This is a genomic window from Acinetobacter wuhouensis (genome assembly GCF_001696605.3).
GTDB classification, from domain to species: Bacteria; Pseudomonadota; Gammaproteobacteria; order Pseudomonadales; family Moraxellaceae; genus Acinetobacter; species Acinetobacter wuhouensis.
Genome location: NZ_CP031716.1, coordinates 1,696,894 through 1,715,676 on the forward strand (window position 1 = coordinate 1,696,894; position 18,783 = coordinate 1,715,676).

Genomic DNA, 18,783 nt, shown 5'->3' on the forward strand with positions numbered 1-18,783 from the left:
TATTTTTCATATAATTTTCATACTAAATTTTATTTAATCTTTGAGATGCATTGTTTCGATGAAACTTTTTCCTATTATTTTGATTGGTACTATTCTTGAAATCGCTGTATGGATTGGGGTTGCTCAATTTACCAGTGGTTGGTACGTTTTCTTTTGGTTCTTGATTGCATTTTTCATTGGTTTAAATTTATTGCGTTCAAGTACAGCAACCATTATGCCGCAATTGCAACAAATGCAAATGACAGGAATGATGGGGAATGATCCTACGATTGCCAAAAAAATGGCAACAGCTTTTGCAGGCATTCTTTTAATGATTCCAGGTTTAATTACCGATGTATTGGCATTGTTAATGTTACTTCCACCTGTGCAAAACATGATTAAAAAAGCAGGCATGAGCTTCATGGCGAAGAAACAGCAAGCCATGATGAACAATATGATGGGTGGCATGGGCAATATGGGAGACATGGGCGGTGCTCAAGGTCAAAACCCATTTGCAGATTTAATGCGTCAAATGCAAGACATGCAAAATCAACAGTCAGGCAATCCTAACAATCGTGGGTCAACCATTATTGATGGAGAGGCGCATGAAGTTGAACCAGAACATAAGCAAATTGAATTTAAAGATGTCAATAAAAAATAATATTTGTTGTAATTTTAAAGCTGAATCTCATGATTCAGCTTTTTTTTGCATTTTTTTATGTTTAAAACACCGTGAATTCTCACTATTGATTTGATCAAACAGTATAATATTGCGCTGATGATTTAAGATTATTCGTATTTATTATGTCAATGTTACTGACCATTTGCGCATTACACTTCATTGCTCAACTCAGTCCTGGTCCAGATGTACTACTTGTTGCGAAAAGTGCTGCGTCAACCTCACGTGCCAATACACTAAAAATTATTTTAGGCATTTCTGTCGGCGTGGTGGTGTGGGTTGCGTTAACGCTATTGGGTTTTACCGTATTACTTGAACAATGGCCGTGGATTCAGCAAGTTCTGATGCTTATTGGTGGATTCTTTTTAGCAAAAATGGGCTACGGCATGTTGAAAGGCGGAATTGCATCATTGAAGCAAAGTACAAATCTTGATGGTCAGATTGAAGAAAAGCCCAAAAATTATTTCTTATTGGGCTTATATACCAACTTAGCCAATCCCAAAATTGTGATTTATTTCAGTAGTGTATTTTCATTGGCTTTGAGTTCGACAGCAGGAATGAACCTTAAACCACAGTTAGCTGTGATTATTCCGATTCAAACTTTTTTCGTTTTTAGTTTATTGATGCTGATTATGTCAATTCCAAAGATCAAGGCAATTTACCAAAAATCAGGAAGTTATATTGATATTTTGTCAGGAAGTTTTTTTTTATTATTCGCAATTTTCTTATGGGTAGATGTGTTGAAAATGTTTAATCTGGCTTAGTATTTTGATTGTTTTCAGCGTTTGAGCTTGGAACTAAAGCTTGCTTTTCGGCGTCTTGAAGTTGATTGTTATAACGATGCGGGTCTAGAGTCTTGACATTATTTTCAGATTGAGAATATTTTGAGCTACGATTCGCACGTTCTCTCAGACCACCTTTTTTTATCAGTTGAACCACAATAACCCCCAAGCTTGCCAATATATTGAATAATTATATCGTGAAAAAGTGATATTTGTTTCTATTTATTTCTGGTTTAAATTTTATCTGTAGAACCTTGATTTACAAGGAAAGTAGTGATTCTTTGATGCTTGTAGCGTTGTTAAGTTTATGAAGTTATTGAAAAATGAATTGAAACAAATAAGACTTGTCAAAATAAAGTAATCATGTACACTAAATTATGAAGTAAAAAATTACATTTGGTTAATGGATATAATCTTATTGTAATAAATAAAAACAATAATAGCGCACAAAAAGGAGATATAACGATGATTCTACAATATCACTGCGCATGCTGTAATGAAGCTGTTAGTTCGACTGAAAAAGTTTGTCCTAAATGTGGTTCTCAACATATCAAAAGCCCATACGGTTTATGGATTTTTTGCCTAGTTGCATGTTTTTTTACTGCGGTGACATTTAAAGTCGGGCATATTTATATTCAAAATCATAATATTGAAACCCCAACACAAGTCTCAATTTTTGATGTATTACAACAAGATTCAAAGTCTGGTACACATTAGTTTTAGTTGTTTATAATAATATTTAAGAGCATGATGATTACTATATGCAAAATATTAAAACAAGTAGATTGAAACTTTGGGGATGGGATTTTATTTATCATTAGAGTGAAAGAGGAGGACATATTTTTGAATCAAACATTTTTATATCTTCACCTTACAAAAAAACTCGCCTAAGCGAGTTTTTTTAATTTCTTGGGGTTCATTTTAAGTCAAGTTCTAATCTGTTGATGACTGTAACTTGGGTTTGGTTTTTCTAAAACTATGAATTTTATTATTAATGTCATCAATAAATGTATAGACAACTGGAATGACCAAAAGTGATAAGAACGTACTGGTGATTAAACCACCAATCACAGAAATCGCCATAGGTGCTCTAAAGCTCGGGTCAGTTCCAATTCCTAAAGCAATCGGTAACATACCTGCACCCATTGCCAGTGTTGTCATAATAATAGGACGTGCTCGTTTATGACAGGCATCGAGTAGGGCATTGAAACGTGAATATTGCCGTTCGTTTCTGGCGAGAATTGCATAATCGACAAGAAGAATGGAGTTTTTACTGGCGATTCCCATCAACATAATTAAACCAATGAGGCTCGGCATTGAAAAACTACTTTTGGCTAACAGAAGGAGTACGAAAGCACCGCCGAGTGACAAGGGTAATGCAACCAAGATAGTGATGGGTTGTAAAAAGTCTTTAAATAATAATACCAAGACTACATAGATACATAGTACGCCTGTGAGCATGGCTAAACCGAAGCTGGCAAATAATTCTGCCATAACTTCTGCATCACCTATATCTGTTCTTTTTACTGTAGGTGGTAAATTTTTCATGGTTGGAAGCTGATCAACAGCAGCAGCAATATCACCCAAAGGCTGATTATTTAACTCAATGCTGAAATTAATATTGCGTAGTCGGTTAAAGCGATCAATTTGTGAGGGACCACTTTCAATTTCGACTTGCGCAATAGTCCCTAACATTACGGGTCCTTTAGTACCATTGATCATTAAGCGCTTAATCAAATCTTGATCTTGGCGTGCAGCTAAAGGAAGTTTAATCACAATCGGAATTTGACGTTGAGAAAGGTTGAGTTTCGCAAGATTTTGATCAAAATCACCAGCTGTCGCAACACGAACAGTCTCCGCAATATTTTGAGTGGTTACGCCAAGATCCGCAGCTTTAGCAAAATCTGGACGAATCACTAATTCAGGACGAATTAGCGCAGCACTCGATGTAATACTCCCAATATTGGGGATTGTACGAATTTCACGTTCAAGTTGACGTGCTGTCGCGATGAGCGTATCAGAATCATCACCAGACAGTGAAATTTGAAATTGACTATTATTACCCGCAATGCCTACCTCTATACGTCCACCTGGGAGTACAACGAGGCGTTCACGTAAATCATTTTCAATTTCTTGTAAGCTTGCTGAACGGTCAGAACGGTCTGTAAGTTGGATCGTTAGCGTTGCTTTTCGTGGCTCACTTGATGCTCCACCAGCAAAAGGATCTGTACCCGCTGAACCACCACCAATAGTGGTGTATATACTCTTAACTTCGCTATTTGCTTTAATTAAATTACGTGCATATTCTGCGGCTTTTAGCGTATCTGCAAACTGTGATCCTGGTGGAAGCTCCACGCGAACTTGAGTTTGTCCAGTATCAGGAGGTGGAACAAAGCCTGTCGGCAAAAGTGGAATAAGTAAGATAGAACCAATAAAGAATAAAATAGCGCCAGATAAGGTGATCCAGCGATGATGAATACACCATGTCACCATACTCATATAGGTACGCATAACACGCCCATCTTTGCTTCGATCTTGAGCTAATTCCTTTTCACCTTGATCAGTTGAAACTATATGTTCTTGTTCATTTTGTGGTGTTTGTTCAATCGTGTCTGTTTCCCCGTGAGGTTTAATCCACGGTTTGAGAAAGTAAGCAGACATCATCGGTGTGAGTAATCGTGCAACTAAGAGTGAAGTAAAAATTGCTAAAGCCGCAGTCCAACCAAATTGGACAAAAAACTTTCCCGCAATTCCACTCATAAATGCGGTGGGTAAGAAAACTGCAATGAGTGTAAATGTCGTTGCAATCACGGCTAAACCGATTTCATCGGCAGCTTCCATCGCAGCTTCATAGGGTGTTTTCCCCATCCGCAAATGCCGTATGATATTTTCAATTTCAACAATGGCATCATCAACCAGTATCCCCACGACCAGTGACATCGCGAGCAGGGTAACTGTGTTTAATGTAAAGCCAAGATAATACATTCCAATCAAAGCAGGTAAGATTGAAAGTGGAAGCGCTGTAGCTGCAATGATTGTGGCTCGCCAATCTCTTAAAAATAACCAAACCACTAAAATCGCAAGAATCGCACCTTCATAAAGTAACGACATTGAGCCTTTGTAGTTATCGCTAACTGGATTTACAAAGTTAAATGCTTCGGTAATTTGGATATCTGGATAGGTGGCTTTAAGTTTATCTAAAGCTTCTTTGACGCCTATTTCGACGTCTACCTCACTTTCACCCTTACTTCGCGTGATTTCAAACCCAATCACCGGATGACCATTCAACAGCGCAACAGATCTCCGCTCCGCAAGTCCATCTCGTACAGTCGCAACTTGATCCAAACGGACATGTTGCCCAGTACTGAGTGGTATTTCCATTGCCGCGATTTCAGCCGCTGTTTTTACAGTCGCAATGGTACGAATGGATTGCTCACTTCCACCGATTTTGGTTTGTCCACCAGAAGCTTCTTGTTGTACTAGGCGCAGTTGGCGGGTGACATCAGTCGCTGTTGCATTTAAAGCCAGTAATTTTTCAGGGTCAAGTTCAACATCAACTTGCCGTGTGACACCGCCAACACGTGAAACAGCACCTACACCTTTAACTTTGAGCATGGTTCGAGCCACATCGTAGTCTACAAACCAAGACAGTGCCTCTTCATCCATTCGAGGAGATTGAATGGTATAGGTTAAAATGGGTGAACCTGAAAGATTGATTTTACTGACAATAGGATCACGAAGATCGGCGGGTAAATCAGAGCGGACTTGAGAAACAGCATTACGAACATCATCTACGGCTTCTTGTAGCGGCTTTTCCAGTTGAAATTCAGCAGTAATCGTAACCACACCATCTTTGATACTGGCGTATTGATTTTTTAAGCCTTGAATCGTGGCGATTGAATTCTCAATTTTACGCGCAACTTCGGTTTCCAGTTGTGGTGGAGCTGCACCTGGTAGGGCTGCACTCACTGTGACCATTGGCAATTCAATGTCTGGAAAATGTTGGACTTTCATCCACTTAAAACAAAGTAATCCTGCCAAACCCAGCATGATAAATAATAAAATCGATGGTATTGGATTGCGAATAGACCATGCGGAGAAATTCATCCTATTTCTCCTGTGTCGTCACAAGTTGTTTGCTGAGTGGAGTGTCAGGAATATTTTGCCCAATTTTCACCAAATCCCCATCGGCTAAGAACCCCGTACCTGTAGCGACTAATTTGACATTTTCTGCTACATCTAAAATTTCAACACGATCATTTAAGCGTCTACCAAGGGTTACTTTCTGTTGAGTAACACGTTGATCTTTACCGACTATAAACACATAAGAAAAACCATCGCGAAGTAATACTGCTGTTTGCGGAACGGTGATTGCAGACTTTTCTCCAAGATCAAATTCACCTTTCACGAACATCCCCATACGAACTGCATCTGTGTTTGGAATATCCACATAGACCAGACCATAACGTGTTTGAGGATCAATCACAGGTGCAATCATTCTGACTGTTCCTGTGACTTTTGGACGGTTTGGATCAGGTGAAGTAATTTGAACTGTATTGCCTTGTTTTAATTTATAGAGATCAGTCGCTGTGACTTCTGCACGCCATTCCAAGCGGTCGTCACGAATCATACGAAACATTTCTTGCCCAGTTTGTGCCAAAGAGCCGACTGTTGCAGCACGTGCTGAAATCACACCGTTGTCTGGGGCAATTACTTGCGTCTGAGATAAGCGTATTTGATAACTATCGATTTGCGCTTTGGCAGCATCCAATTTGGCTTGTGCTGTACTTTGTGAGGTTAGGTATTTAGTCGCTTCTTGTTGAGAAATTGCTCCTGTGTTCTTAAGTTTTTGAATTCTTTGATTGTTAATGCTTGCATCAGCAAGAACCGCTTTGGCTTCTGCATAATTGGCTTTCGCAGTGGCTAAATCTGCACGAATACTTTCATTATTGATCTCTGCTAAAACTTGACCACGTTTGACAGTATCGCCAATATTGACATTGACTTTGGTAATGCGTTGTCCTGAAAGTTCACTTCCGATTACGACTTCTTGCCACGCTGCAATATTGCCATTGGCAGTTAAACTCTGTTGCCAGTTTTGTATTTCAGGCTGAGTGACTGTCACAGTGAGAGCAGGCTTTGCTGTTTCTGTGGCTGTAGTATTCTGCGTATCAGACGCTTTTTTATTAGAAAATTTATAAGCAATTAAAGCAATAATAAAAGCTAAAATGATCACAATAAGAGTGATCCATACTTTTGAACTTATGCTTTTTTTCTGCAAAGGATCATGCAAAGTCATTTTTAACTTTTAAATAAATCAAGATAGCTCAGTATGTCTAAGTGATGAATCATTGGTCAAGAGGATATTACTTAAGTTTTAAGGAATAAAGTTTGAGCGTAGGGTGAAAGAATCATCTTATATCAAGGAGTGTTGACACTTAACAGTTCTGTTCAATAAAAAGCAGGGTCTATACCTTGGCTAGAGCAATAAGTGTATAAGCTTGAGTTCGGTTATAGTGTGGTATAGATAAGCATATAAAAGATAATAAAGGTTTAAATAAAAATCATTATCATTTAATATTGTGTCGATTAAATTTCTGATCTTTTAGACCTCCCATGTTAAAAACTAAACCGTTGATTGTGCTCATGGCACTTGCAACCAATACAGCAGTTGTTCATGCAGAACAACTTGAAAACTCCTCTAGCACTTCTGCAAGTGATCATACACAACAATTGAGTACGATCACCGTTCAAGCCAGTGCTGATGCATCTGCAGATGGTTTAACACCTGAATTTGCAGGTGGTCAAGTCGCAACAGGTGGTAAGGTGGGCGTATTTGGAAATCAAAATAATCTAGATACACCATTTAGTTTGACAAGCTATACCAATCAATATATTCAAGATCGCCAAGCAGAAAGTGTAGGCGATGTTTTGCAAGCAGATTCAGCGGTACGAACTGCAAAAGGTTTTGGTAATTTTCAAGAAGCTTATTTCATCCGTGGTTTTATCTTAGCATCTGATGATACTGCTTATAACGGATTGTATGGGATTTTACCTCGTCAATATATTCCAACTGAACTTTTTGAACGTGTTGAAGTATTCAAAGGTGCTTCAGCATTTTTAAATGGTGCAATACCTGGCGGGACAGGAATTGGTGGTTCAATTAACCTCTTACCAAAGCGAGCTGGAAATGAGCCACTCAATCGTGTGAGTGCTGGTACAGATTTTAATGGGGGTTATCTTTCTACGGATGTCGCAAGACGTTTCGGTGAAGATGATAAATTCGGTATCCGTGTTAATGCTGCATACCGTGGTGGAAATACTGAAATTGACAAAGAAGATAATTCATTGGGATTAGCATCGATTGCAATGGATTATAAAGGTGATCAATTACGTCTTTCAGGTGATTTGGGGTATAACAATAACCGTTTGAAATCGAATCGCCCAAGTCTACGTTTAACCAATGCTGTGACTTCACTTCCAAGTGCCTCACAATATGCAAATTATCATGGTCAATCATGGACATATTCTAATGAGGAAGATTTGTTTGGTAGTTTCCGGGCTGAGTATGATTTGAACGATGCAACAACAGCTTATGCAGCTTATGGTTTCCGAAAAACTGAAGAAGATGGTGTCTATTCGAGTCAGCAACTAAGCAATACGGCAACTGGAGCGACAAAATTATCTGCTTCTACAATTCCTCGTAAAGACACCAATCAAACTGCTGAAATTGGTGTAAAGACGAAATTTGAAACAGGTGCATTAAAGCATAACGTCGTGGCTTCTAGTTCAATTTACCGTGCAGATAAACGTTATAGTTATGGTTATGCAACAAGTTTAGATGATAATTTCTATAACCCTATTTATACATCAGATTCTAAAATTGACAAATGGTTAGGGGCTGCTGGTACATATCCAAAAGCAGGTTTAAGCACGTTAAGAAGTATAGCTTTAGGTGATAATATTTCTGCATTGAATGATCGTTTAACAGTCATGCTTGGTGCTCGTTATCAAGAAATTGATCAAGACGTTTATTCATACGGGACATATAAGTACAACATCAGTGAAAATAAAGTTACACCTGCTTTAGGTGTAAGTTATAAATTGACACCTGAAGTGGCGGTTTATGCAAACTATATTGAAGCACTCGTCCAAGGCGATGCAATTCAGGATAGTGTTGGGAATAATTTTATTGCCGATCCTTTTGTTTCTAAGCAGAAAGAGCTGGGCTTAAAGTATGAAAATGATTATATCGGCGGTGGATTAAGTTATTTCTACACAGATCGTCAAAAGGCTTCTGTGAATACTGCGGGTACTCCACAATTGAGCCAAGCAACCAATATTCACCAAGGTATTGAGTTTAATGCTTATGGGCAATTAACAGATTCTGTGAAACTTTTAGGTGGAGCAACTTGGATTAATACGAAACAGAAGGATACTTTCCAAGGCTTATACAATGGTAATCGCGTTATTGGTGTTCCTGAGTTTCAAGCCAACGTTGAAGCAGATTGGAAATTGCCAATTGAACAAGATGTAAGTGTGAATGGTCGTGTGGTTTATACAGGTTCTACTTATGCAAATAATGCCAACACATTAAAATTGAATGATTGGACACGTGTAGATTTGGGTGCTAGCTACAAGACTCAATTTAAAAATGTACCAACGACATTAAATTTCTCAGTGAGTAATGTTTTTGATAAAGATTACTGGGCTTCAGCATCAGTAAATGATTATTCTTATTTATCATTGGGTGACCCACGTACATTTAAAATAGGTGCGACTTTTGATTTTTAATACGTGACGGATAAGAAAATGCCCCAAAAATCGGGGCATTTTTTATATAGCTAAATGACGATTAAATTGGCATTATAAAATCGTTTTTAAGCGTTTTATAACTTCTTCACATTGTGCAATATCTGCAACCAAAGCCATACGCACATGACCTTCACCAGGATTACCTTGTTCCGTTTCACGAGATAGATAACGACCTGGTAAAACTTTGATATGGGCTTTTTCCATCAACATTTTCGCAAAATTTTCATCATGATCGACTTTTAGCCAGTAGTAAAAACCTGCATCTGGTTTTTGTAATGGTAAAAGTTGTCCGAGTTCATTTTGAAATAATTCAAATTTGGCACGATACAATTTACGATTTTCTTCAACATGCACTTCATCATTCCAAGCCACGATAGATGCTAGTTGGTGCTGAACAGGCATTGCAGCGCCGTGATAAGTACGGAATTTCAAATAAGGTTTGAGTAAGTTCGCATCACCCGCAACAAAGCCTGAACGCATACCTGGTAAATTTGAACGCTTAGAGAGGGAGTGGAAAATGATACAATTTTTATAATCGTCTCGACTCATTTCAGCGCAGACTTCTAAAAGACCGACAGGTGCTTTGTCAAACCATAATTCTGAATAACATTCATCAGATGCAATGACAAAGTTGTATTGGTCAGAGAGAGCAATTAATTTTTTAAACTGCTCTTTTGATAGTACTGCACCTGTCGGATTACCTGGTGTGCAGACAAAAAGCAATGCGGTTTTTTCCCATACTTCAGCAGGGACTGCATCAAAATCACCGAGGTAGTGATTTTCTTCAGTACAGTTAATGAAGTAAGGTTTAGCTCCAGCAAGGAGTGTTGCACCTTCATAGATTTGATAAAACGGATTTGGCATCACCACATAAGGTGTTTCTTCACGGTTAATCAAAGCTTGTACAAAAGAGAAAATACCTTCACGTGTACCTGTTACAGGAATAACATGATCTTCAGCGCTGATCGAATTTAAATTAAAACGATTGCTTAACCAATTGGCAATGCTTTGACGCAGTTCAGGTAAACCTTTGCTATTTGGATAGGTTGAAAGATGTTGAAAATTATCAATGATAGCTTGTTTCACAAACTCAGGTGCAGGGTGCTTTGGCTCACCGATTGAGAGTGGAATCAAAGGCAAATCTGCAGGTTTTACATCTTGAAAAAGTTGAGTTAATTTTTCAAATGGATAAGGATGTAATAAAGACAAACTAGAGTTCATGAAACATTTACCACAATAAATTGAATGATTAAAAATAGGTGAAAATTAATGTTGCTCAAAAATTTGACTTGAGGCTTCATCTAAAGCAGCTTTTAATTTTGCGCTAAAGGCTTCAACTTCTTCATCATTTAAAGGTTTACCATCTTTTTTGGTGACAAAGAAAATATCTTCTACTTTCTCACCAAGTGTTGCAATTCTAGCAGAATGTATATCTAAACCTTGCATCATAAATAGACCACCAATGCGTGCCAATAAGCCTGGTTGGTCAAGGGTGGAAATTTCCACCATATTTTGTTGCAAGACATCATTTAGTGTTACATCGACAGTATTTTCAATATCAAAATGACGCAGTTGACGTGGAATACGACGTTGCATTAAACCAGGATATTTATCAGACTCGCTTAAGGCTTTTATAAGTGCATCTTTTACAGTTTCTTCACGTTCACGATCGGTCACTAAAGTACCAAAACGATCCAAGACCACATAAGTGTCCAAACTAAAAGCTTTGGTCGCAGTGATGATTCGTGCATCCTGAACATCGAGGTTCATACGATCTAAAATCGCCACAGTTGTTGCAAATAAATTCGGTTGATCTTGAGTATAAATAAAGATCTGCACAGCATCTTGTGCTGCTTTTCGGTGCGGTCGCATGAGCACTAATGGTGCAGGGTTGTCACCATGCTGTAAAATGGCGCGGGTGTGCCATGCAATTTCATCGGCAGATTCTTTTAAGAAATATTCATCACCCAATTCTTGCCAAACTTTTTCGACCTGATCCAGTGGAAACTCATCGACTAATTTTTCACTGGCTGCAAATTTAGTGTCTTCGATTAACATTTGATAATCGACAGGGCGACCCAATCCAGAACGAATTACATCACGTGCATGTGTATAAAGCTGGCGCATCAGTGAAGAGCGCCACGTATTCCACAGCTTAGGGTTGGTCGCATTAATATCTGCTACAGTTAATGTGTAGAGATAATCCAAATGCTCCATATCGCCAATTTTTTCAGCAAACTCTTTCACTACATCTGGATCTGAAATATCTTTTTTCTGTGCCGTCATCGACATAAGTAAATGGTTGTGAATCAGATAGGCAACTAGATTGCATTCACGTTCAGTAAAACCATGTGCGGCACAGAACTCGATTGCATCTACAGCACCAAGCTCACTGTGGTCACCCCCGCGACCTTTGGCAATGTCATGGAATATCGCAGCTAAAAATACAATGTCACGGCGAACAAGACGTTGGAATACAGAACTGACAACAGGGTAGTCTTTGGCAAATTCAGGTTCTTTAAAGCGATTTAAATTTCGAATCAACAATAAAGTATGTGCATCAACGGTATAGATATGGAACAAGTCATATTGCATCAGCCCCATGATTTGCCCAAAAGCAGGAATATAATTGCCTAAAACACCATAGCGCTTCATTGCAACCATCGTTTCATACAAACGGTATGGAGAACGAATAATCGCCATAAATAAAGCTTGATGCGCAGGATTATTTCTATAGTTTTGATCAATACGTTTGGCAGCTAAAGTGAGCAAACGTAGAGTGCGCGCACGAATTCCTTCGATTTCAGGACGATTCGCCATGATGTAGAAAATTTCTAAAATTGCACTTGGGTTTTCAGAAAAAATCTTATGATGTTGAACTGCAAGCTTGCCATCAACCAGTTTGAAATGTTCGTTAATATTTTCAATTTGACGCTCATAATCAGGCAAACGTGGCGTAATGACCGACTCATTGAAATAAGCCAATAACATTTCATTTAAGGTTGAAACCTGTTGCGCTGTGCGATAATAGCGCTTCATGAATTGTTCAATTGGATAATTATGGTGTTGTTCTTCGGTACGTGTATAACCGAATTTTGCAGCTATATCACGTTGATAATCAAATAATAAGCGATTTTCATCACGTTTAGTTAAACGATGTAAATGATGACGAATCTCCCAAAGGAAGTTTTCAGCTTCTTCGAGTACGCCCAATTCAAACTCTGAAATAAAACCTAAATGGACAAGGTCATAAATACGATTGACACGGAAATGACGTTTGGCAATCCAGCCGATTTGGTTAATGTCACGGATTCCGCCTGGCGCATTTTTAATATCAGGTTCTAAGTTGCTTTCAGTATTATTGTGTTGCGCATAACGATGCGCTTGTTCGGCCATTTTCGCATCAAAAAAGGTTTTATCTGTCCACGTTTGTGACACGACTCGACGTGGCCATTTGGAAAGATGAGAGTTGCCTGTGATTAAACGTGCTTCAATCAACGAAGTCGCAACCGTTAAATCACTGGTTGCTTGCTCAAAGCAACAACGAATGGTACGAACACTGATACCGGGTTTAAAATTACCCACATCCCAAAGTGTTGAGATAAAATCCGTCACAACTTTTTCTTGTTCAGCAGAGAGATCCTCTTCTGACAAAATCATGATGTCGACATCGGAATAGGGCAACATTTCACGTCGCCCATAACCACCGACGGCAAATAAACCCAAATCAGTTTGATCAAGCCCTGAACGCTTCCACAAATAAGTTAAAGCTTCATCGACAAGGTTTGAACGTGTGCGAACAATTTCACGTATAGACGTGCCATGATCATACGCCTCTGTTAACTGTTGCTCGACATCGGTACGCCATTGATTGAGTATCTTAATGTCGTGAGTGTCGTTTACATATTCCAACAGTGGAGAGGTGTTGATCATGAATCTTTTGTCCGCAAATTTATAGGTTAATTATGAAAGTCCGTTTAGACTAATTAACAATGACTTTTGAAGCAGTATCTTGTGCAAGTTCACGTGCTTTGTCTGTTGTTTCAGCACGCGCTGTTGCTACGCCCATACGACGACGTTTAAATCCTTCAGGCTTTCCGAATAGACGTAAATCTGTCGCAGGATTTTGTAATGCAAGATTTAAGCCAGAATAGGAAAGATTATTCGCATCCTTTCCAGCATAAATTACCGCACTGGCTGCAACACTATGACGTTCAGTATTCACTGGTAAACCTAAAATCGCACGTGCATGAAGTTCAAATTCACTTTGGAATTGTGACGCAAGTGTGACTAAGCCAGTATCGTGTGGACGAGGTGATACCTCACTAAACCATACTTTGTCACCTTTTACAAACAGTTCCACCCCAAAGATTCCACAACCACCAAGGGCTACAGTGACTTTATTGGCAATACGTTTTGCTTCTTCTAAAGCAGCCTCTGTCATGGCTTGAGGTTGCCAGCTTTCTACATAGTCACCTGAATCTTGACGGTGTCCAATTGGGTCACAGTATGAAGTTTCAATTACACCTGTTTCAGGATTTTTTGAACGGACTGTAAGTAAAGTAATTTCAAAGTCAAAATCAATTTGTGATTCAACAATTACAGTGCCTTGATTTACACGACCACCCGTTTGCGCATATTCCCAAGCTGCATCGACTTCAGCATATTCTTTGACACGTGATTGTCCTTTACCTGAAGAAGACATCACAGGTTTTACAAAGTTCGGATAACCGATGTCATCACAAGCCGCACGGAAGCTTTCTAAAGTGTTGGCAAAACGATAGGCAGAAGTTGGTAAGCCGAGTTCTTCAGCAGCTAAACGGCGGATGCCTTCACGGTTCATGGTGAGATTGACTGCTTTTGCAGATGGAATCACGGTCGCAATATTTTCTTGTTCGATTTCGACTAAGACTTGTGTTGCAATCGCTTCAATTTCAGGAACGATTAAATTTGGTTTTACTTTTTCGATGAGTGCTTTTAATTCTGTCGGATCTGCCATATTTAAGGCATAAGAGAAATGAGCAACTTGCATGGCAGGTGCATCTTCATAACGATCTGCCGCGTGAACTTCTACACCAAGTCGTTGTAGTGAAATCACCACTTCTTTACCAAGTTCTCCTGAACCTAACAGTAAAACTTTAAACGCAGATGATTGAAGTGGAGTGCCAAGGGTAACGCTCATGCTTTTCTTCCATGCTTTGGGTTAGTGGTTTTAAGCATAGCAGAACTATGGACTGTGTAGCGCTTTGATTGACATAAAATCGTATTTTTTGTTGGATAAAAACCTAAGAAACTCGGATAGAATAAAAGTAATAATTACGAAAAAAATGATATTGAAATGGATGAAGAAATTTACAATTCAAAATGTAGGCAGAGGTATTTAAGCTTTAACCAATATATCAAGTTAAAAAATGAAACTTTAGGGACAATTGAACTTTTTAAAATACAGCCAACAGGAGTTGGAAAGTCATTACATGAGAGATGGTTGTATTCGAAAGCGATTGTGGCTGAAAATAGCTTTTTATTGTGGCGTTTAGAATATACGGCGGGTAAGAATATTGATGATTTAAGAAAAGATTTTGAACATGTCATTTCTTTTTATGAGCAGTATGCTAGTGCGTTAAGAACATATCATAAAGATAATAATAGAAGTGTATTTGATCTAGAAAATGTAAATGAATATTGTGAATATATTGGGTTAATTAGTATATGTTATCTTTTGCATTTAAAAAGTCTCATTAGGCGTGTAGCAACACTAGTTGATGGTGTAGAGCGGATGAATGCTGGACAGGATTGGTTAATCGAAGAATTTCTATCGTTTGGAGATTTAGAAAGATATGATTGTGAATCTGTGTTAGTTCCTCAACCCTATTTAAATTTGTGCGAAGCATTTTCAGCACAAGATAATGATGTTTCATATTTATTTTTAAGAAAATTTTTAAAAAAATGGTACAGTGAACTTAAGGCAACATCATGGCATGATACACATAAAAGTGGTCAGGAATATTACGGTTATTGGAGTTTTGAAACGGCATGTTCTGTTATACTGTTAGAATTAGACTCTGATGAAGAGCTTCAACAATCAGTATATTATCCTAAAGATTTAGTAAACTTTTATAAAAATTACCAATGAAATTAATTTATAAAGATATATATGTATAAACCACACCATACGCCAAAGCCGCAGTCAACGTCGCTAAAACAATACGTTTAAATTTAAAATATAATCCAGTCAGAACGATAAAACCAACCAACATGGCAAAACTTTTATTCGGTGTTTCTATTAATGGTGGAAGTGTTGCAACAACAAGCATCGAACTGATCGCAGCGATTCCGATACTGCCTAAAGCGATTTTTAGCCAAGTCGCACCACGATTCTGAGTGTTTTTTTTGCTTTTTTGAATCACATAAAATGGACCAAAGCGCGATGCAAAATTTGCAATACCGACCAAGATCCCCACTAAAATAATCTGTAGATCCATGTTAAATACTCACTTCATCATGTTGTTTTAAAACATAATGCTTAAATAACCCTGCTAAAATACCTGATGTAATGCCAATAAAAATCGCAGCAGACATATTGATGAAATAGCACGCCAAAGCAGAAACAATCAAAGATACTGCAACGACAAAAGTATGCTTTTTCTCAAAGGCAGCAAGTAAGAAACTTAAGAACAGTGCAGGAAGTAGGAAGTCTAAAGCAGCTTGTAGGAATTGAGGTAAATCACTGACTTGGTCGGCAAATAAACCACCTAAAAAAGAACCCAATGCCCAAGATAACCAACTAAAAAGACTTAAGCCGAGCATCCAAGATTCAGACCATTCCTGACGTCTTTGCGAAAGTTTGATCATTCCTGCGGCAAAAACCTCATCGGTCAAACCCCAAGACCAGATTGCAGTTTTCTTTAAATTTAAACGATCTTGAATCAGATTTTGCAAGGCTGGACCATAGAGTACATGCCGAATATCTAAAGCGATGACGGTCAAAGCTGTCATCCAGATCGAAGTCCCACTACCGAGTAAAGCAACAACAAGGAATTGACTCGCACCCGCATACATAGAACAAGAGAGGAATAAAGCTTCCCAAGCACTAAAACCAAATTGAGTTGCAGAAACGCCGAAGGCAAAAGAAACGGGGAGGTAAGTAAAAATAATAGCTTGACTATCTTTAGCACCTTGCCAAAAGCCAGCAGTTTGAACTGGAGGATTGTGCTCGGACACAGGACACCTAAAACGCAGAATAAAACAAAAGGTAAATTCAAGATTGAGTATTCTACCTGAATTTACTAGCATAGTACCGAATTGTTTAAGTAGGCGTAACTTTATGTTCGCAAATCAGTCGAAATTATTATTGAGTATCGCTTTGATTCTCACTGGATTGAGTTTACAAGCATGTGGTAATTCATCTGACGAAGCAAAACCTAAATATGAAGTAAAACCTGCACCTAAACTGACCAATGACGCGACCGCCTACGCCAATGCGGCGTGGAAACTCATTAACGAAGTCGATCCTTTTGTTTATCGTAAACAATTGAATCTGATTGAAAATAATGTCAGAAAACCAGTTCGCAAGTTAAGTACAGATTGGCGTATCAATGTAAAAATGACTGATTCAGTGACTGAAGGTAAATATGCTTTATGTCGAAAAGCACTAACCAGCTTAGACACATGGGCGCGCTCAACACTTGAAAAAGATAAGCAAATGCAGAAAAATCAACTTAATTACGAGCGTGATAAAGCACAGTGTAAAGAGGCGATTGATAATCCAAGTCTTGGCAATACAAAGGCGAATAATAATCTTTTCTAATAGACTGGTTCTTAGCTTCTAAGAGTAAAGCATTTAAGATTAAATTAGCAAAATGGCGAGTCATTCAACTCGCCATTTTTGTATTAGCATGTTTTTAATTGAAAATCTGTAAATCTAAAACTTATGGTTTTAAAGGATTCGTTGTCGCAGTTTTAACTGCTTTATCTTTTGCAGCTACAGTTTTTGCTTTCTCTGCTTCTAGTTTGGCTTTAGCTGTGTCAGCTTTGGCTTTTGCATCAGCTTTGGCTTTTGCATCAGCTTTAGCTTTTGCAGCGGCATCTGCTTTTGCTACGGCTTGAGTTGGTTTCTCTGTAATCGCCTTAGTCGTCGTGGTTGCTTTATCTTTAGCAGCTGTTGCGTCAGCTTTTGCATTAGATGCGACTTGATTTGGTTTTTCAGCAACAGCTTTAGTGGCAGTCGTTGCTTTGTCTTTAGCTGTCGTTGCATCTGTTTTAGCTTTTGTTGCTGCCGCAGCACCAGATACTGGAACGCATTTTCCGCCTTTATGATTCGGCCCCGTACCGCCAACCAATGTCGTACCTTTAGGACATGCAAAAGCAGAAGCGCTAAGTACAGTAAATAATCCAGCTGTGATGTATGTTGTGATTTTTTTCATTCGTTTCAACTTGTTTTTTGATGGCATTAGCGCCTAATGAGAATGTAATATTTTGAAGAATATTTGAAAAGAGGGTAATCGTGAATTAAAGCAGTAATTTATAGGATTAATGCATCTTTTTTTATCTTTTAATGTTGAATTAAGTAATAGTTTTGAAGTCACCAATTTATTGTTTTATATTTTACACGGACTTATACCAAGATATTTATGCTGTGATATACAGTCATTTTTATATTTAAAATAATGGTTTAGCTTAGATGGAGTGGATAGATAAGCACTTACAGTAAAACAGAAATATTGTACCCAAAGATATTTAATCATGATGTTGCGCAATCTGATAAAGCTGTTCAATATTTAAAATTTCAATTTTTTTAAATGCAATTTTTAAAATGCCTTGTTGTTCAAGGGCATGTAACTCTTGGTTAATGGTTTGTCTGGAACATTTCAGCATCAGTGCCAATTGCTCTTGGGATAGGTGAATGGTGTTATTTTCGATCTGTACGTGATTACCATAGCCATTTAAAATAAAGACAAGGCGTTGTGCCAAACGTTGTTGAATGTGTTGAGTCTGAATTGAAATTAATTCTAAAAATGCCAAGCGTAGCTTTTGGCTGGTGAGCTGAGCGATATGAAACCAAAACTGCGGATTGTCGTTGAGCATATTTTGAATGGCATGATCAGGGATTTGCAAAATTCTACAAGTTGTCACTGCAATGGCATCATGCGATCTCGGCTGTTGATCGACGAGAGAAATTTCCCCAAACCACATAATCGGTTCAACAATAGCAGCGACAGATTCATTGCCCTCAATATCGATATAGCCTAAGCGAACACGACCTTCTAAAACTGCATAAATTCCATTGAAAGCATCACCAGATCTAAAAATCGCTTGGTCACGTTCATAACTTTGATATGCAGAATGTTGCTGAATAAACTGTTGAAATAATTCAGGCAGTTGCGAATACCATAAATTATTATTGAGTAATTCAATATCCTTTGAATTCAGCACAACTCATCCTTTTAATTTTTGATTACTTCAGGGCTTAAAATATCGTATTTGTCAGCTAGCCGACAACTTATAACTTGAAATTTTTATATAGTTAAA

The 18,783-nt window shown here is 38.2% G+C and carries 15 protein-coding genes and 1 pseudogene; 6 read left to right on the forward strand and 10 right to left on the reverse strand.

The window, feature by feature from the left end:
- The first annotated feature begins 58 nt into the window (after nucleotides 1–58).
- Entirely contained in the window at nucleotides 59–640 is a 582-nt protein-coding gene (locus BEN71_RS08645; protein WP_068974511.1) for an FxsA family protein, read from the forward strand.
- Between the two features lie 143 nt (nucleotides 641–783).
- Nucleotides 784–1,422 carry a LysE family transporter gene (locus tag BEN71_RS08650; protein ID WP_068974512.1) on the forward strand — a complete coding sequence of 213 codons (639 nt, stop codon included), beginning with the start codon at nucleotides 784–786 and terminating at the stop codon, nucleotides 1,420–1,422.
- On the opposite strand, the gene BEN71_RS08655 is transcribed toward BEN71_RS08650, so the two are convergent.
- Nucleotides 1,409–1,597 carry a hypothetical protein gene (locus BEN71_RS08655; RefSeq protein WP_068974513.1) on the reverse strand — a complete coding sequence of 63 codons (189 nt, stop codon included), beginning with the start codon at nucleotides 1,595–1,597 and terminating at the stop codon, nucleotides 1,409–1,411. The genes BEN71_RS08650 and BEN71_RS08655 overlap by 14 nt on opposite strands.
- 308 nt (nucleotides 1,598–1,905) lie before the next feature.
- Here BEN71_RS08655 and BEN71_RS08660 point away from each other — a divergent pair, with 308 nt between their 5' ends.
- Nucleotides 1,906–2,157, forward strand: a complete 252-nt coding sequence (locus BEN71_RS08660; RefSeq protein ID WP_068974514.1) for a hypothetical protein — start codon at nucleotides 1,906–1,908, stop codon at nucleotides 2,155–2,157.
- Between the two features lie 216 nt (nucleotides 2,158–2,373).
- Here BEN71_RS08660 and BEN71_RS08665 read toward each other — a convergent pair whose 3' ends face one another.
- Both BEN71_RS08665 and BEN71_RS08670 read right to left on the reverse strand, forming a co-directional pair.
- On the reverse strand, nucleotides 2,374–5,547 hold the full coding sequence (locus BEN71_RS08665; RefSeq protein ID WP_068974515.1) for an efflux RND transporter permease subunit: 3,174 nt from the start codon (nucleotides 5,545–5,547) through the stop codon (nucleotides 2,374–2,376).
- 1 nt (nucleotide 5,548) lies between these two features.
- Nucleotides 5,549–6,739, reverse strand: coding sequence for an efflux RND transporter periplasmic adaptor subunit (locus tag BEN71_RS08670; protein WP_068974516.1), 1,191 nt, complete (start codon nucleotides 6,737–6,739; stop codon nucleotides 5,549–5,551).
- Nucleotides 6,740–7,056: 317 nt separating this feature from the next.
- On the opposite strand from BEN71_RS08670, the gene BEN71_RS08675 reads away from it, so the two are divergent.
- Nucleotides 7,057–9,234 (forward strand): TonB-dependent receptor, encoded by a 2,178-nt coding sequence (locus BEN71_RS08675; RefSeq protein ID WP_068974517.1) that lies wholly within the window; start codon nucleotides 7,057–7,059, stop codon nucleotides 9,232–9,234.
- A 72-nt stretch (nucleotides 9,235–9,306) separates the two neighbouring features.
- Here BEN71_RS08675 and dapC read toward each other — a convergent pair whose 3' ends face one another.
- Genes dapC through purT form a run of 3 tightly spaced genes read right to left on the reverse strand, consistent with a single transcriptional unit; the run spans nucleotide 9,307 to nucleotide 14,437 of the window.
- Nucleotides 9,307–10,476: a succinyldiaminopimelate transaminase gene (gene dapC, locus BEN71_RS08680; RefSeq protein ID WP_068974518.1), complete on the reverse strand. Its 1,170-nt coding sequence runs from the start codon at nucleotides 10,474–10,476 to the stop codon at nucleotides 9,307–9,309.
- A gap of 45 nt (nucleotides 10,477–10,521) precedes the next feature.
- Complete coding sequence (gene glnD / locus BEN71_RS08685; RefSeq protein WP_068974519.1) at nucleotides 10,522–13,188, reverse strand: [protein-PII] uridylyltransferase; 2,667 nt, start codon at nucleotides 13,186–13,188, stop codon at nucleotides 10,522–10,524.
- A 49-nt stretch (nucleotides 13,189–13,237) separates the two neighbouring features.
- Nucleotides 13,238–14,437, reverse strand: coding sequence for a formate-dependent phosphoribosylglycinamide formyltransferase (gene purT / locus BEN71_RS08690; RefSeq protein WP_068974520.1), 1,200 nt, complete (start codon nucleotides 14,435–14,437; stop codon nucleotides 13,238–13,240).
- Between the two features lie 156 nt (nucleotides 14,438–14,593).
- On the opposite strand from purT, the gene BEN71_RS08695 reads away from it, so the two are divergent.
- Complete coding sequence (locus BEN71_RS08695) at nucleotides 14,594–15,388, forward strand: PoNe immunity protein domain-containing protein (protein WP_068974521.1); 795 nt, start codon at nucleotides 14,594–14,596, stop codon at nucleotides 15,386–15,388.
- Nucleotides 15,389–15,395: 7 nt separating this feature from the next.
- Here BEN71_RS08695 and ygaH read toward each other — a convergent pair whose 3' ends face one another.
- Nucleotides 15,396–15,737 (reverse strand): L-valine transporter subunit YgaH, encoded by a 342-nt coding sequence (gene ygaH / locus BEN71_RS08700; RefSeq protein ID WP_068974522.1) that lies wholly within the window; start codon nucleotides 15,735–15,737, stop codon nucleotides 15,396–15,398.
- Between the two features lies 1 nt (nucleotide 15,738).
- Complete coding sequence (locus BEN71_RS08705) at nucleotides 15,739–16,476, reverse strand: AzlC family ABC transporter permease (RefSeq protein ID WP_068974523.1); 738 nt, start codon at nucleotides 16,474–16,476, stop codon at nucleotides 15,739–15,741.
- Nucleotides 16,477–16,579: 103 nt separating this feature from the next.
- On the opposite strand from BEN71_RS08705, the gene BEN71_RS08710 reads away from it, so the two are divergent.
- Nucleotides 16,580–17,062 carry a hypothetical protein gene (locus BEN71_RS08710; protein ID WP_068974524.1) on the forward strand — a complete coding sequence of 161 codons (483 nt, stop codon included), beginning with the start codon at nucleotides 16,580–16,582 and terminating at the stop codon, nucleotides 17,060–17,062.
- A gap of 319 nt (nucleotides 17,063–17,381) precedes the next feature.
- Here the strand turns inward: BEN71_RS08710 and BEN71_RS19330 are convergent.
- Together BEN71_RS19330 and BEN71_RS08720 are read right to left on the reverse strand one after the other, a co-directional pair.
- A pseudogene (locus BEN71_RS19330) lies at nucleotides 17,382–17,678 on the reverse strand (hypothetical protein); the annotation flags it as partial.
- 313 nt (nucleotides 17,679–17,991) lie between these two features.
- Entirely contained in the window at nucleotides 17,992–18,687 is a 696-nt protein-coding gene (locus BEN71_RS08720; RefSeq protein ID WP_068974525.1) for a Crp/Fnr family transcriptional regulator, read from the reverse strand.
- Between the last annotated feature and the right edge of the window lie 96 nt (nucleotides 18,688–18,783).

Bases quoted from the DNA above. Each gene is read 5' to 3' on its own strand.
- BEN71_RS08645 (WP_068974511.1), top strand. From the start codon at position 59: ATGAAACTTTTTCCTATTATTTTGATTGGTACTATTCTTGAAATCGCT.
- BEN71_RS08650 (WP_068974512.1), top strand. From the start codon at position 784: ATGTCAATGTTACTGACCATTTGCGCATTACACTTCATTGCTCAACTC.
- BEN71_RS08660 (WP_068974514.1), top strand. From the start codon at position 1,906: ATGATTCTACAATATCACTGCGCATGCTGTAATGAAGCTGTTAGTTCG.
- BEN71_RS08665 (WP_068974515.1), bottom strand. From the start codon at position 5,547: ATGAATTTCTCCGCATGGTCTATTCGCAATCCAATACCATCGATTTTA.
- BEN71_RS08670 (WP_068974516.1), bottom strand. From the start codon at position 6,739: ATGACTTTGCATGATCCTTTGCAGAAAAAAAGCATAAGTTCAAAAGTA.
- BEN71_RS08675 (WP_068974517.1), top strand. From the start codon at position 7,057: ATGTTAAAAACTAAACCGTTGATTGTGCTCATGGCACTTGCAACCAAT.
- dapC (WP_068974518.1), bottom strand. From the start codon at position 10,476: ATGAACTCTAGTTTGTCTTTATTACATCCTTATCCATTTGAAAAATTA.
- glnD (WP_068974519.1), bottom strand. From the start codon at position 13,188: ATGATCAACACCTCTCCACTGTTGGAATATGTAAACGACACTCACGAC.
- purT (WP_068974520.1), bottom strand. From the start codon at position 14,437: ATGAGCGTTACCCTTGGCACTCCACTTCAATCATCTGCGTTTAAAGTT.
- BEN71_RS08695 (WP_068974521.1), top strand. From the start codon at position 14,594: ATGGATGAAGAAATTTACAATTCAAAATGTAGGCAGAGGTATTTAAGC.
- ygaH (WP_068974522.1), bottom strand. From the start codon at position 15,737: ATGGATCTACAGATTATTTTAGTGGGGATCTTGGTCGGTATTGCAAAT.
- BEN71_RS08710 (WP_068974524.1), top strand. From the start codon at position 16,580: ATGTTCGCAAATCAGTCGAAATTATTATTGAGTATCGCTTTGATTCTC.